Below are 12294 nucleotides of genomic sequence, written 5' to 3'. Positions count from 1 at the left end.
CAGCCGCAGCTTGCCAAACATCGCCAGGACGCCCATGGCGACAAGAAACAGGGTTACGATCTTCAGGATCACGTCAAAGGCCGAACCGGGCAAACGCAGCCCGTTCTTCTATGCCCGCCACCGCATCTTGGGCCAATGTGGCCCCGAAGCGTGCGAACCAGCCGCGTTTCGGACCGTAGCGGCGGAACCGCACCTTGTCGCCGAACTTGTCCTTCATCATCGGCACAAGATGCCCGATCCCGTCGATCAGTCCAAGCGCCTTCGCCTTCTCGGCCAGCCAAAACTCTCCGGTAAAAATATCGTCGGAGTCTTGCAGTTTTCCGTCACGACTGGATTTCACGTGGTCAATGAACGTGACGTGAATATCATCCAGCAAGCTCTTGAGTCTGGCCACGTCTTCTTCTTTTTCCGGCTGGAACGGGTCCAAAGTCGACTTGGACTTTCCCGCGGTATAGACGCGACGCTCTACCCCTTGCCGGGCCAACAGGACGTGTGCCCCAAAGCCCGCAGAAATCACCCCGATCGACCCGATGACCGACGCGCGGTCCGCATAGATTTCATCCGCCGCACAGGCCAGCCAGTACCCGCCCGAGGCGGCGGCGTCTTCGACGAAGGCATAGACGGGCACATCCTTTTCCTTGGACAGCCGCGAAATCCTTGCGGCGATCAACGACGACTGTACCGGCGATCCGCCCGGAGAGTTGATGACCAACGCCACCGCAACGGGTTTCCCGCGGCGAAAGGCTTTTTCGATGACCGGGGCCATCGCCTCGTCCGACAAAGGTCCGCGTGGTCCCGATGAAATCATGCCCTGCAACCGAATAACGGCGACAAGGGGTGGGCGTTTCCTGATACGGTCGATGATCTGCATGAAGCCGATGTAGAGGCGATGCCCCCCGCCGACAAGGCAGGGGGCTGGCTAAGGTGCAGATAAATCCGACAAGATCACCTAATGGCGCGATCAGTCGCGCAGACGCCAACCCGTGCGGAAAATCCACCAAACGATGCCCATGCAAAGCGCGGTAAAACCCGCGATGGCAAACAGGCTGACCGCGATCGGCACATCCGCCATGCCAAAAAACGCCCAGCGGAAGCCCGAGATCAGGTAGACCACCGGATTGAACAGCGTAACGGTCTGCCAGAATTCTGGCAGCATCGAGATCGAGTAGAATGATCCACCAAGAAACACCAAGGGCGTCACGATCAACAGCGGAACCAATTGTAACTGTTCGAAATTACCGGCCCAAAGGCCGATGATGAACCCCATCAGGGCAAAGGACACGCAGGTCAGAACCAGAAAGGCGATCATCGCAACCGGGTGCTGGATCGACAGATCGACGAACAGTGATGCCGTCCCAAGGATCACGACCCCGATGAACAACGACTTAGTCGCCGCTGCCCCGACGTAGCCCGCGACAATCTCAAGAAATGAGATCGGGGCCGACAGCAGTTCGTAGATCGTGCCGATGAACTTGGGGAAATAGATGCCGAACGACGCATTGGAGATCGACTGCATGATGACTGACAGCATGATCAGCCCCGGCACGATAAACGCGCCATAGCTCACGCCCTCGACCTCTTGGATGCGGCTGCCGATCGCGGTTCCGAAGACGACGAAATACAGCGACGTCGAAATGACCGGAGAGATGAAGCTTTGCAGCAGGGTGCGGAAAAACCGCGTCATTTCATATCGGTAGATGGCCCAGACAGCTGTCAATTTCATGCTGCATTCTCCTTCACCAGACCGACGAAGATCTCTTCCAGCGACGACTGCCGGGTCGAAAGATCACGCAGGACAATACCCGCCTTAGACAGTTCAGACAGCAGTGTGGTGATGCCCGTGCGATCCTTGCGCGTGTCGTAGGTGTAGATCAGCGCCTGTCCGTCATCGGCCAGTTCCAGATCGTGGTCCGACAGCGCCGGGGGCACCTGATCCAAGGTCTCGCGCAACTCGATCTTCAGTTGTTTCTGCCCCATCCGCGCCATCAGCGCGTCCTTTTCTTCGACCAGCAGCAACTTGCCCGCGCTGATCACACCGACACGATCAGAAATCGCCTCGGCCTCTTCGATATAATGGGTGGTCAGGATGACGGTCACGCCGTCGCGCTTCAGATCGGCGACAATGTCCCACATGTCCTTGCGCAGTTCGACGTCCACACCGGCGGTGGGTTCGTCCAGAAACAGCACTTTGGGTTCATGGCTCAGCGCCTTGGCGATCAGCACCCGACGCTTCATTCCGCCGGACAATTCCTTGATCCGGCTGTCTTTCTTGTCCCACAACGACAGGCGGCGTAGGATTTTTTCCAACAACGCATCATCTCGCGTTTTGCCGAACACCCCCCGCGTCAAACGCACCGTGTTCCAGACAGTCTCGAAGGGTTCCAGATTGATCTCTTGCGGGACCAGCCCGATCAGGCCACGGGCCTTACGGTATTCGCTGACCGTATCGAAGCCGCCCACCAGGACCTTGCCACTGGTCGGCATCGTGATGCCACAGATCGTTGAAATCAGGGTAGTTTTCCCGGCACCGTTTGGACCCAGCAAGGCAAGGATCTCTCCGGCCTCGATGTCCAATGTCACGCCTTTCAGCGCCTCGAACCCACCTTTGTAGGTCTTTTTCAGATCGTCGATCTGCAAGATCGGTGCCATGGTGAAGCCTCCTGTTCGAGGGCGGAACGTAGTGTCGGCCGACAGTATATTCCAGAGCTAAACCGATCGGTTTAGCTCTCAAAGGTTTTCAGACTTGTCCCAATTCATGGAAAAGCGGGCAGTTGTCAGGTTGCCTATTTGCATAGGTCCGAGTACTTGGAACCCCTTAAAATAGGAAGTTCTGTGATGACAACTGACACTCCGCGGACGTCTCCTGCCATCAGTATTGGCATGCCTGTCTACAATGGCGCAGATTTTTTGTCTGAAGCTGTTCATTCGCTTCTCGAACAGACTTTCACAGACTTTGAGCTTATCATTTCTGACAACGGGTCCACGGATACGACAGAAGTAATCTGTCGTGCATTTGCGGAACAAGATTCCCGTGTACGGTACGTCCGACAAGCCAAGAACCTCGGAGCAGCAGGGAACTTTCTTTTTGTACTGTCACAGGCTCGCGCCCCGTATTTCATGTGGGCCGCGCATGATGACGTTTGGGATCGCAACTGGATTTCTGAATTGCTGCCAATCGCACGGAAAAAGCACTGCGTCGCCTTCGGTAGAGTTCAGACGATCGACGCTGGAAGCAACACTGTCGAGCACCCTGTAAACCATCGAGATTTGAGTTTCACCGGACCGAGACTCGCTCGAAGAATGAAATATTACCTTTTTCCTTCGTTCCGTGGTCGAGCCAATACAATCTACGGCATTTACCCCAAGGACATACTGACTCCCTATGTCCAAGAAAGATTCAGAGCCGACCACCACGCAGCGGATGTGCTGATGATGTATCGCGTGTTGGAAAATTGCGAAATCGTAGCCGGGACAGACGTTACCTTTTCGAAACGACGCCCAGTTCCTCGCCCGCCAGAAGCCGCTCCAATTGCGCTAAACCGGAAAAAACCGTTCAGGCACACGATGCTAACCGAATTTTTACCCGAAAGCAGTCGTTTGGAACGGATTCTGCTAATCTTTTTGTACCCTATAGCTACGCTATCAATCACATCGTTGAAACTGAGCTACCAGATCAGACGCTCCATCAGGCACGCAACCAAACGGCGCTGAGCTATAAAGCTTTAAATGTCGGGTCAAGGTGGCGGACCGAGGAGGATTCGAACCCCCGACCCCTTGATTCGTAGTCAAGTACTCTATCCAGCTGAGCTATCGGTCCGTAGGGCGTGCATGTAGCTGCCGTCCGGAGTGAGTTCAAGCAGAAAGTTCATCGAAATAGCGCCGCGTCGATTATTCCGCCACGGCATCCAGATTGACGACGGTTTTCGGCAAGACGATGCAGAACCGTGTGCCCTCGTCCCCGGTACGTTCCAACAAAAGCTGGCCGCCGTGCCCGCGGATCAGCTCGGCCGAGATGGCAAGTCCAAGACCGGCCCCGCCACGCCGTGCGCCGCCCTGAAACGGCAGGAACAGGTTTTCCTGCGCCTTGGCGGGCAACCCGGGGCCTGTGTCGGTGACACGGATCATCCATGCGGCTTCGTCTTCCTCGGCCGAGACAGAGATTTCGCCAGCCCCATCCGTGGCCAGTACCGCCTGCCGCGCGTTACGCACTAGGTTGAGGATCACGCGGTGCAATTGTTCGGCGTCGGCCCGGACAGACAATGTCGCCGGGATATCTTCGGAAAAGCTCAGATCGCCCTCCCCCACAGCCAGACGCTCGCCATCGATCACGTCGCCCACCAGCTCCGCCAGCGGGACCATGGTCAGACGCGGCGCGGGTTCTTCGGCCCGTCCGAAAGCCAGTGTGCTTTCGCACAGGTTCACAGCACGGGTGATTGAATTCACAAGCTTAGGCGCAAGGCGGCTGACGGTCGGGTCTTCGGATTGTTCAATCCGGTCGGTGAACAACTGGGCCGAGGTCAGGATGTTGCGCAGATCGTGGCTGATCTTGGCGACCGCGCCCCCCAATTGGGCCAACCGCTCTTTCTGCTTCAGCGCTGCGGTCAGTTCGGTTTCCATTTGTTTCAAGGCCTGCTCGGCCTCGCGCAGTTCCGTCACACCTGCGGATGGCTCGATGATCCTCCGCGTGTCTTCGGGTGCGGCGGCATAGCTTTGCATCTGCGCGATCACTCGTTTGATCGGGCGCACCAGAAGCGCCCGCACGGCGAGGAACAAAAAGACCGAAGTAATGCCGGAAATCGCAAGGCTGAGCCCCAGAATGCGCCAACCGTATTCCACCATCGCCGCGCGCAACCCGTCGGTGGCCATCGTCACCTCGATCAGCAACCCCGCTTCGCGCACGGGGTTGCCGATGACGCGGATCACCCGCGGTTCAGGATCCCAAAGCCGACCGATCGCGTCCCCCATCAGCGCCCAAGGCGAAGCATCGCGCAGGTCGAACGTTTCGGTTACCGCCCCCGGCACGGGCGACGACAGGATCAACTGCCGCGCTTCGTCCCGGCGCAGCACGACGTTGTACACTTCGGCATTGCGCAGCAGTTCTTCTTCCAGATCGGCGCTGATGAAATCGTCTGCCAGCAGGGCCAGCGACGCGATCTGCGCCCGTTCCAGACGCGACAGCAGATAATCCTGACGGAAGCGCGCGACAGAGGGCACGAAGATCATGATCTCGGCCAGCATCACGAACATCAGCGTGAGGATCAAAAAGCGTCCGGAAAGTGATCTTAGCATAGTCGGGTCCGGTCTACGGGGCTTAGGGTATGATCCGCTGGATCAGACGCGCTGCCCTTTCAACCCACGGATTACCAAATAGTTTACCTGAGAAATAGGTCCCCACGGCCGATTTCGCCAGTTCCGACACCGTGGGATAGGGCAGAACCATGCCCGACAGCTTGGATAGCCGGGTTTTGGCTGCCATCGCCTGCGCCCACGGGGCCAGCATCTCTCCTCCATGCGGGGCGACAATCGTGACGCCCACGGGCTTACCCTTGTGAAGGATCAGCTTCATCCAGCCGGTGGTGGACCGATCCGCACGGGCACGGTCATTGGCAGACATCTCCTGCCGGATCACTTGAATGTCGTCATGCGCCTGTCGCGCCTCGGCCTCTGTCATCCCGATCTGGGCCAGCTCCGGGGCGGCATATGTGACGCGCGGGATCAGGCTGTGATCGGCCTTGGCTGGCAATCCAAGGACGACCTGACGGATCACCACGCCCGCATGATAGCCCGCAACATGGGTGAAACTGGGTGCATCCGCGACGACGTCGCCAATAGCATAGACTTTGCGGTTCGACGTGCGCAGGCTTGCGTCGACCTTTATCCCCTTGGCGTCGTGATCGACCCCAGCCTTATCCAGACCAAGGCCATCCACCGTCGCCGCCCGCCCCGTCGCAACCAATAGATGAGAGCCTTCGATCCGCTCCCCCCCGGCCTCAACCCACGGGCCCGCGCCCTTGCCAGCCTGTTCCACGTCCACGTTTTCGCGCAGGTGCACCCCATCGGCAATCAGCGCCTGACGCACCAGATCGACGGCCTCCGGGTCTTCGCGCTTCAGGATCGTGCCGCGTTCGATCAGCGTGACCTGCGATCCCAAACGGGCGAAAGCCTGCGCAAGTTCAGTCCCAATAGGCCCGCCGCCAAGAATAATCAGATGATCGGGCTGTGCGCGCAGGTCAAAAATCGTTTCGTTCGTCAGGTAATCCACCTGATCAAGCCCGGGAATGTCCGGCACGAAGGGGCGTGATCCGGTGGCCAGAACAATACGGCGGGCGCGCAGGCTTTCGCCGTTCACTTGGATCGTGTCAGCGCCGGTGAACCGGGCGTGCCCAAGGATCACCTGAACCCCCAGCCCTTCGAACCGGTCTACCGAGTCGTGCGGCGCGATCTGCGCGATCACATCGGCCACATGCTCCATCACCGCGTTGAAATCGACCTGCGGAGACACCGCCTTGATCCCGAATTTGTCCGCCACGCGCATTGCCTGCGCCTGACCAGCCGCCGCGATCAGCGCTTTGGACGGCACGCAGCCATAGTTCAAACAATCCCCGCCCATCTCGCGCCCTTCGACCAGCACGACACGCAGGCCCATCTGAACCGCACCTGACGCCATCGACAGCCCCGCCGCGCCCGCGCCAATGACGATCAAATCCACATCATTCTTGTCAGTGGTCATACGGGCGCCTTTCCGCGAAAAAAGATCGGGATCAGCGACAGTGCCGCAAGACCCAGAAGGGGCAAGAGGATGAAGGGTTCGAAAATGATACCGAGGTCCGGTCTGCCGCCCTCTTCCAGCACACGGCCCAAGCCCGCCCCGACCGAGGTATAGACCAGCGCCCCCGGCACGATGCCCAAAGCTGTCGAGATCGCAAAGCGTGACAGCGGCACGTTCAGCAATGCGGGCAGCAGATTCGCCGCAAAGAAGGGAATGACGGGCACCAACCGAATGAAAAACAGCATCGGCCACTGGTTGCGGTCCAGACCTTGCTTGATCCGCGCGATCCGGCCCTGCTGCGCATCGATCTTGGCGGTCAGCACACGGCCAAACCCTGCCCGCACGGCAAGAAAAATGCAGATCGCACCGATGGTGGCCCCCAGCACGTTCAACAGCGTGCCGGGCCACATGCCGAATAGGAACCCACCCGTCAGCGTCGCGACCGTTGCACCGGGCAAGGACAATGCGACAATCGCTGCGTAAACAAGGACGAACAGGATCAGGGTCAGCGCGTAATGGCGATCCCGGTAGGCTTCTAAAGCTTCGTGCCCTGTCTGAAGCGTTTGAAAACTCAGTCGATCGCCGAATTGCCAATAGGCCAGAACCGCCAGCACGATCAGCAGGATCAAAGGCCCAAAGCGACGTAGGGCAGAAGGAGAACTGTCAGACATGGCGGCCTTTGCGCGTCAGGGATGGACCGACGCAGAATGACCAGCGCGGGGCAGTGTGAAAAGCCCCATCACGAGGCCTTGATCACCTGAAACCTAAGGCTTTATTGCAACAGGACCAGCATGTCCGGCCGACCAGCTTGACGCTGTGGGAAAATCTGCGCAAACCGCGATCTGCCCGTTTGACATATGATCACCCCCCTTCTATAGACCGGGCTTCGAACACCTGCGGACCGGCGGGCGATTCCTTTTACCCGGCCCGGCTTCGCACATCAGACCCCTTGCGCCGCGCATGGCGCGCCATCCGCCGCAAGGCGCAAGTATACGGAGACGGAGCGATGAAACGCACCTACCAACCCTCGAACCTCGTGCGCAAACGGCGTCACGGCTTCCGCGCACGCATGGCCACTAAGGCCGGCCGGAAGATCCTAAACGCACGTCGTGCCCGCGGCCGCAAGTCGCTGAGCGCATAAGTCCGGACGCCCGACATGCTCGGGCATCGGGACAGTGAAGATTTAAACCGCCGGGGCAACTGCCCGGGCGGTTTTCGCTTGTGCGGACCATTGCGATGACGACACCTGTCGAGACCCTGAAAAAGCGCCCGGATTTCCTTGCCTGCGCCCGCGCGCGGCGTCAGGGGACCAAGGGCATGCTGGTGCAGGGGCGACGACGCGGCGATGACGACGACACGATCCGTGTTGGCTTTACCTGTTCTAAGAAGGTCGGCAATGCAGTCGCGCGGAACCGTGCCAAGCGCCGCCTGCGCGAAGTGGCCCGCCTACTGGTGGCCAAGCACGGCAAGCCCGGCTGGGATTACGTGCTGATCGGCAATCGTGGCAATACGGCTGACCGTGCCTTCACCGACCTGCAGTCGGATTTCCTGTACGCCCTGCGAAAGCTGCATGGATGAGTCCCCTCGCCACCCTCTTCTCCCTTCCGGTCCGGGCCTATCGCGCGGTCTTTTCGCCCTGGGTTGGACACAACTGCCGCTATGACCCGACCTGTTCGGCCTATGCGCTGGAAGCTTTGCGCAAACATGGCGGTCTTAAGGGCGGATGGCTGACGCTGCGGCGAATCTCGCGCTGTCACCCTTGGGGCGGCATAGGCGTGGACGACGTCCCCGACTAACCCGCCCGCGTTCGCAAAGCGACACATGTATGTCGCCCCTGTACCAGACCCTATCGCCGCGGATTTCCTAGCATTGGGCACCCAGCCGAAAGGGAGCCTGATGAAAGACGATCTGTCGCCCGACACCGCCCTTGCCGCGGTTGCCCGCCCGATCGCGGTGGCGCAGGGATTGCCCAACAGCCACTACATCGACCCGGCCGTCTTTGCCGCCGAACGCGAGGCGCTAATCGCCACGCAATGGGCCGGGTTGGCCGTGGCCTCTCAGGTCCCCGAACCGGGGGACGCGCTGCCCCTCGATTTCCTTGGTACGCCGCTTTTGCTGATCCGAGACAAGGATGGCGATGTCCGCGTCTTTTATAACACCTGCCGCCATCGCGGCATGATCCTTGTGTCTGAACCGCGTAAGATCGAAGGCGCCATTCGCTGCCCCTATCATTCGTGGTGCTATTCGACGAAAGGCAAGCTGGTCGCCACGCCCCATGTCGGCGGGCCGGGCATGAACACCCACGCCGATCTGGATCGCGACACACTGGGCCTGACACCCGTGCGCACGCACATCTGGCGCGACATCGTCTTTGTGAACCTCAGCGGCGATGCCCCGGCGTTCGAAGACCGTCACGCTGACCTGATCGCCCGCTGGTCGGACTTTGACAGCCCCCTGTCGCACGGCGGCCCCGACAGTACTTTCACGCTGGACGTCCGCACGAACTGGAAGCTGGCCGTCGAAAATTACTGCGAAAGCTACCACCTGCCTTGGGTGCATCCCGGCCTGAATTCTTATTCCCGACTGGAAGACCACTATAATATCGAAGCGCCGGGGCAATATTCCGGACAGGGATCGACCCTCTATCGTCAGATCAAAGCCGAGGACGGCACCGTTTTTCCCGATTTCCCCGGACTGTCATCGCAATGGAAGACGGGCGCAGAATACGTCGCGCTCTATCCGAACGTGCTGCTGGGCGTGCAAAAGGACCATGCCTTCGCGATCATCCTGGAGCCTAAGGGTACCGAGGCAACGGCCGAGCATATCCACCTGTACTACGCCACCGACCAGACCGACCCAGCCCTGCGCCAGAAGAATGCTGCCCTTTGGAAAGAGGTCTTCGAAGAAGACATCTTTGTCGTCGAAGGCATGCAACGCGGGCGGCACGCGGCAGGTTTTGACGGTGGCCGCTTTTCACCTGCAATGGACGGCCCGACGCACTGCTTCCACCTTTGGGTGGCCGAGCGTATGGCCGCAAAACCCATGGCCGCGGAATGAGCGATCTAGATACCCGGCTACTGGCCGCCCATCAGGGGGCCGATCCGTTGACCCTGTCGGGCCTCTATCACGAGGCCGGACAGACGTCACAGGGCACGCCGCGCGCCTTCTACCTGACCCATGCGCTGGTCTACGCGCTGGAGGCCGGAAGCCAGACCGCCAAAATGATCGAGGATGAGCTGCGCCAGTTGGGCTGCATCTAGGCGTCACGCAAAGGCGCGTGCCGGATCAAAGCCTTTGATGTCCATGTTCGGCTGACGCCCTTCGGCCAGATCGGTGATGATCCGCCCGGTGATCCCGCCTAACGTCAGGCCAAGGTGCTGATGCCCGAAGGCATGCAGAATACGCGACGATCCGTGCGCGAACCCGATCATTGGCAAGGAATCCGGCATCGTGGGGCGATGGCCCAGCCAAGTACCCGAGGGGGCAGGCAGATCGCCGAACATCTCTTGGCCGCGCCGCTGTAGATAGGCCAAACGTTTCCGGTTCGGTGGCGCATCCAGCGACGCGATCTCGACCGTGCCCGCCAGCCTTAGCCCTTTGGCCATCGGCACGGCATAAAACCCGCCCTCTCCCCATCCGACGGGTCGCGTGACGCGATGCCCTTCGCCCGCGTAAAGCACGTGGTACCCCCGCTCCACGCCCAGCGGCAGATCCGTCGCCCCGCCGCCTGTGATCCGCGCCGAAAACGCCCCACCCGCCACGACGACGCGCGCAGCCGATATGCTATCGCCGGTTAGTAGGTGAACGATGGCGCCACCCTCACGGTCCTCGACCTTTGCAGCCGTCTGCGCAACGCTGTCCCCGCCTAAAGCCAGAAACCGTGCGTAGAACCGCTGCACCAAGGCCTCCGGGTCCTGCACATGCCGCGCGTCAGGGAAATGCACAGCCCGCGCGATCGGCAGCGCAAGGCCCGGCTCGATCTCTGGCACCGCTTCTGGCGACACCTCGACCCAGGACACACCCAACTGTCGCCGCCTTTGCAATCCGGCCTCAGCCGCCCGCGCCGCCGTGTCTGTAGACCAGACCGACAATTGACCGCGCTCCACCATCAGATCGCTTGCCCCGGCCTCTTCGATCAGCGGGTTCAACCCTGCATCCGCATGTGACAACAATCCCGCCAGACGCCGCGCAATCCGTTCGGACTTCACCGCGCGGCAGTTCGACAAAAACCGCAGCATCCAACCCGGATGGCGCATGGCATAGGCCCAGTTGACCGATAGCGGAGAGTCTCCGCCAAGCAGCAATCCCGGCAAGCCCGTCAGCACAGAAGGATCGTTGACCGGCAAACAGCCATAGGTCGCGATGGTGCACGCATTGCCAGAAGACGTCCCTGACCCCGGCGTGGCCGGATCGATCAACACCACCCGGTGTCCCCGCATCGCCGCCCAAAGCGCCGTGCTGGTCCCCACGACCCCGGCGCCAATGATGGCCAGATCAAAATCGCTCATGCCCCGCCCGATCCTTAGCATCCTGTCGAGCATTAGCTTGCCTTGCCCCGACAAAAGACGCCATCCCCGCCGTCGCCTCTTCCGTTAGACGCGCCAAAATGCGATAGCCGCCTCATGCTGGACGACCTCGACGATATCCATCCCCTGTTTCACGGTGCGCCCAAAAGCACCGAATTCAAGAAGCTGCGCAAACGCATCGTGCAAAACGTGCGCGAGGCGGTGGATCAATACGGCATGGTCGAACCGGGCAGCCGCTGGCTGGTGTGCCTGTCGGGCGGCAAGGACAGCTATACCCTTCTGGCAATCCTGTACGAGCTGAAGTGGCGCGGCCTGCTGCCGATTGATCTGTTGGCCTGCAACCTTGATCAGGGGCAACCCGGGTTCCCCGCGACCGTCCTGCCAGAGTTTCTGGAAAAGATGCAGGTGCCGCACCGTATCGAATATCAGGACACTTATTCCATCGTGGTGGATAAGGTGCCCCAAGGCCGCACCTATTGCGCCCTATGCTCACGACTTCGGCGGGGCAACCTGTATCGCATCGCGCGCGAAGAAGGCTGTTCCGCAGTCGTGCTAGGCCATCACCGCGACGATATCCTCGAGACGTTCTTCATGAACCTTTTCCACGGCGGCCGTCTGGCGACGATGCCGCCCAAACTGTTGAATGAAGAGGGCGATTTGTTCGTCTACCGCCCCCTAGCCCATGTGGCAGAGGCCGATTGCGAAAAATTCGCCCGCGCTATGAATTACCCAATCATTCCTTGCGACCTGTGCGGGTCGCAAGACGGTTTGCAGCGCCAGCAGGTGAAGCAAATCCTTGATGGCTGGGAGAAAAACTCCCCTGGTCGGCGGCAGGTTATGTTCCGCAGCCTGATGAATATCAGACCGTCACACATGCTCGACCCCAAGCTTTTCGACTTTGCCGGGCTGATGCGGGCCGAAAGCGCAGCAGAAAAAGACGATATCCCGACCTTGCGTTAAATTGATGTAAGGCACTTGGTTCTAGCCTGCCCCTGAACA

14 protein-coding genes and 1 tRNA gene are annotated in these 12294 nt (G+C 60.0%); 7 read left to right on the top strand and 8 right to left on the bottom strand.

Features of this window, described 5'->3' with window-relative positions; genetic code table 11:
- Window positions 1-73: 73 nt before the first annotated feature.
- From ACI3GR_RS13110 to ACI3GR_RS13100, 3 genes are all read right to left on the bottom strand, one after another.
- Window positions 74-871, bottom strand: a complete 798-nt coding sequence (locus ACI3GR_RS13110; RefSeq protein WP_407495139.1) for a S49 family peptidase — start codon at window positions 869-871, stop codon at window positions 74-76.
- 90 nt (window positions 872-961) lie between these two features.
- Window positions 962-1723: an ABC transporter permease gene (locus ACI3GR_RS13105; protein ID WP_407495138.1), complete on the bottom strand. Its 762-nt coding sequence runs from the start codon at window positions 1721-1723 to the stop codon at window positions 962-964.
- A complete protein-coding gene (locus ACI3GR_RS13100; RefSeq protein WP_407495137.1) occupies window positions 1720-2649 on the bottom strand; it encodes an ABC transporter ATP-binding protein in 930 nt (309 codons plus the stop codon). Before ACI3GR_RS13100 ends, ACI3GR_RS13105 begins: the two co-directional genes overlap by 4 nt.
- Before the next feature lie 186 nt (window positions 2650-2835).
- On the opposite strand from ACI3GR_RS13100, the gene ACI3GR_RS13095 reads away from it, so the two are divergent.
- The gene (locus ACI3GR_RS13095; protein WP_407495136.1) at window positions 2836-3711 is read left to right on the top strand and encodes a glycosyltransferase family 2 protein; all 876 of its coding nucleotides are present in this window, start codon (window positions 2836-2838) and stop codon (window positions 3709-3711) included.
- Between the two features lie 29 nt (window positions 3712-3740).
- Here ACI3GR_RS13095 and ACI3GR_RS13090 read toward each other — a convergent pair.
- From ACI3GR_RS13090 to ACI3GR_RS13075, 4 genes are all read right to left on the bottom strand, one after another.
- A tRNA-Arg gene (locus ACI3GR_RS13090) sits at window positions 3741-3817 on the bottom strand.
- Between the two features lie 71 nt (window positions 3818-3888).
- Entirely contained in the window at window positions 3889-5289 is a 1401-nt protein-coding gene (locus ACI3GR_RS13085; protein WP_407495135.1) for a sensor histidine kinase, read from the bottom strand.
- 22 nt (window positions 5290-5311) lie between these two features.
- Window positions 5312-6730, bottom strand: a complete 1419-nt coding sequence (locus ACI3GR_RS13080; protein ID WP_407495134.1) for a dihydrolipoyl dehydrogenase family protein — start codon at window positions 6728-6730, stop codon at window positions 5312-5314.
- Window positions 6727-7440 carry a TVP38/TMEM64 family protein gene (locus tag ACI3GR_RS13075; protein WP_407495133.1) on the bottom strand — a complete coding sequence of 238 codons (714 nt, stop codon included), beginning with the start codon at window positions 7438-7440 and terminating at the stop codon, window positions 6727-6729. The genes ACI3GR_RS13080 and ACI3GR_RS13075 overlap by 4 nt, the downstream gene beginning before the upstream one ends.
- Window positions 7441-7775: 335 nt before the next feature.
- On the opposite strand from ACI3GR_RS13075, the gene rpmH reads away from it, so the two are divergent.
- From rpmH to ACI3GR_RS13050, 5 genes are all read left to right on the top strand, one after another.
- A complete protein-coding gene (rpmH, locus tag ACI3GR_RS13070) occupies window positions 7776-7910 on the top strand; it encodes a 50S ribosomal protein L34 (protein ID WP_005980833.1) in 135 nt (44 codons plus the stop codon).
- A 95-nt stretch (window positions 7911-8005) separates the two neighbouring features.
- Window positions 8006-8347 carry a ribonuclease P protein component gene (gene rnpA, locus ACI3GR_RS13065; RefSeq protein WP_407495132.1) on the top strand — a complete coding sequence of 114 codons (342 nt, stop codon included), beginning with the start codon at window positions 8006-8008 and terminating at the stop codon, window positions 8345-8347.
- Window positions 8344-8565, top strand: a complete 222-nt coding sequence (gene yidD / locus ACI3GR_RS13060) for a membrane protein insertion efficiency factor YidD (protein WP_407495131.1) — start codon at window positions 8344-8346, stop codon at window positions 8563-8565. The genes rnpA and yidD overlap by 4 nt, the downstream gene beginning before the upstream one ends.
- Window positions 8566-8665: 100 nt before the next feature.
- Window positions 8666-9826: an aromatic ring-hydroxylating oxygenase subunit alpha gene (locus ACI3GR_RS13055; protein WP_407495130.1), complete on the top strand. Its 1161-nt coding sequence runs from the start codon at window positions 8666-8668 to the stop codon at window positions 9824-9826.
- A complete protein-coding gene (locus ACI3GR_RS13050) occupies window positions 9823-10029 on the top strand; it encodes a hypothetical protein (RefSeq protein WP_407495129.1) in 207 nt (68 codons plus the stop codon). Before ACI3GR_RS13055 ends, ACI3GR_RS13050 begins: the two co-directional genes overlap by 4 nt.
- A gap of 3 nt (window positions 10030-10032) precedes the next feature.
- Here ACI3GR_RS13050 and ACI3GR_RS13045 read toward each other — a convergent pair whose 3' ends face one another.
- A complete protein-coding gene (locus ACI3GR_RS13045) occupies window positions 10033-11277 on the bottom strand; it encodes an NAD(P)/FAD-dependent oxidoreductase (protein ID WP_407495128.1) in 1245 nt (414 codons plus the stop codon).
- A gap of 114 nt (window positions 11278-11391) precedes the next feature.
- On the opposite strand from ACI3GR_RS13045, the gene ttcA reads away from it, so the two are divergent.
- Window positions 11392-12255, top strand: coding sequence for a tRNA 2-thiocytidine(32) synthetase TtcA (gene ttcA / locus ACI3GR_RS13040; RefSeq protein ID WP_407495127.1), 864 nt, complete (start codon window positions 11392-11394; stop codon window positions 12253-12255).
- Window positions 12256-12294: the final 39 nt, after the last annotated feature.

Source organism: Pseudooceanicola aestuariicola (assembly GCF_045763785.1).
Lineage (GTDB): Bacteria > Pseudomonadota > Alphaproteobacteria > Rhodobacterales > Rhodobacteraceae > Pseudooceanicola.
Note: the sequence above shows the minus strand (reverse complement) of the source record. Positions and strands in the feature narration are given on the sequence as shown.

Bases quoted from the DNA above. Each gene is read 5' to 3' on its own strand.
- ACI3GR_RS13105 (WP_407495138.1), bottom strand. From the start codon at position 1,723: ATGAAATTGACAGCTGTCTGGGCCATCTACCGATATGAAATGACGCGG.
- ACI3GR_RS13110 (WP_407495139.1), bottom strand. From the start codon at position 871: ATGCAGATCATCGACCGTATCAGGAAACGCCCACCCCTTGTCGCCGTT.
- ACI3GR_RS13045 (WP_407495128.1), bottom strand. From the start codon at position 11,277: ATGAGCGATTTTGATCTGGCCATCATTGGCGCCGGGGTCGTGGGGACC.
- ACI3GR_RS13050 (WP_407495129.1), top strand. From the start codon at position 9,823: ATGAGCGATCTAGATACCCGGCTACTGGCCGCCCATCAGGGGGCCGAT.
- ACI3GR_RS13055 (WP_407495130.1), top strand. From the start codon at position 8,666: ATGAAAGACGATCTGTCGCCCGACACCGCCCTTGCCGCGGTTGCCCGC.
- ACI3GR_RS13095 (WP_407495136.1), top strand. From the start codon at position 2,836: ATGACAACTGACACTCCGCGGACGTCTCCTGCCATCAGTATTGGCATG.
- ACI3GR_RS13085 (WP_407495135.1), bottom strand. From the start codon at position 5,289: ATGCTAAGATCACTTTCCGGACGCTTTTTGATCCTCACGCTGATGTTC.
- rpmH (WP_005980833.1), top strand. From the start codon at position 7,776: ATGAAACGCACCTACCAACCCTCGAACCTCGTGCGCAAACGGCGTCAC.
- ACI3GR_RS13080 (WP_407495134.1), bottom strand. From the start codon at position 6,730: ATGACCACTGACAAGAATGATGTGGATTTGATCGTCATTGGCGCGGGC.
- ACI3GR_RS13100 (WP_407495137.1), bottom strand. From the start codon at position 2,649: ATGGCACCGATCTTGCAGATCGACGATCTGAAAAAGACCTACAAAGGT.
- rnpA (WP_407495132.1), top strand. From the start codon at position 8,006: ATGACGACACCTGTCGAGACCCTGAAAAAGCGCCCGGATTTCCTTGCC.
- ACI3GR_RS13075 (WP_407495133.1), bottom strand. From the start codon at position 7,440: ATGTCTGACAGTTCTCCTTCTGCCCTACGTCGCTTTGGGCCTTTGATC.
- ttcA (WP_407495127.1), top strand. From the start codon at position 11,392: ATGCTGGACGACCTCGACGATATCCATCCCCTGTTTCACGGTGCGCCC.
- yidD (WP_407495131.1), top strand. From the start codon at position 8,344: ATGAGTCCCCTCGCCACCCTCTTCTCCCTTCCGGTCCGGGCCTATCGC.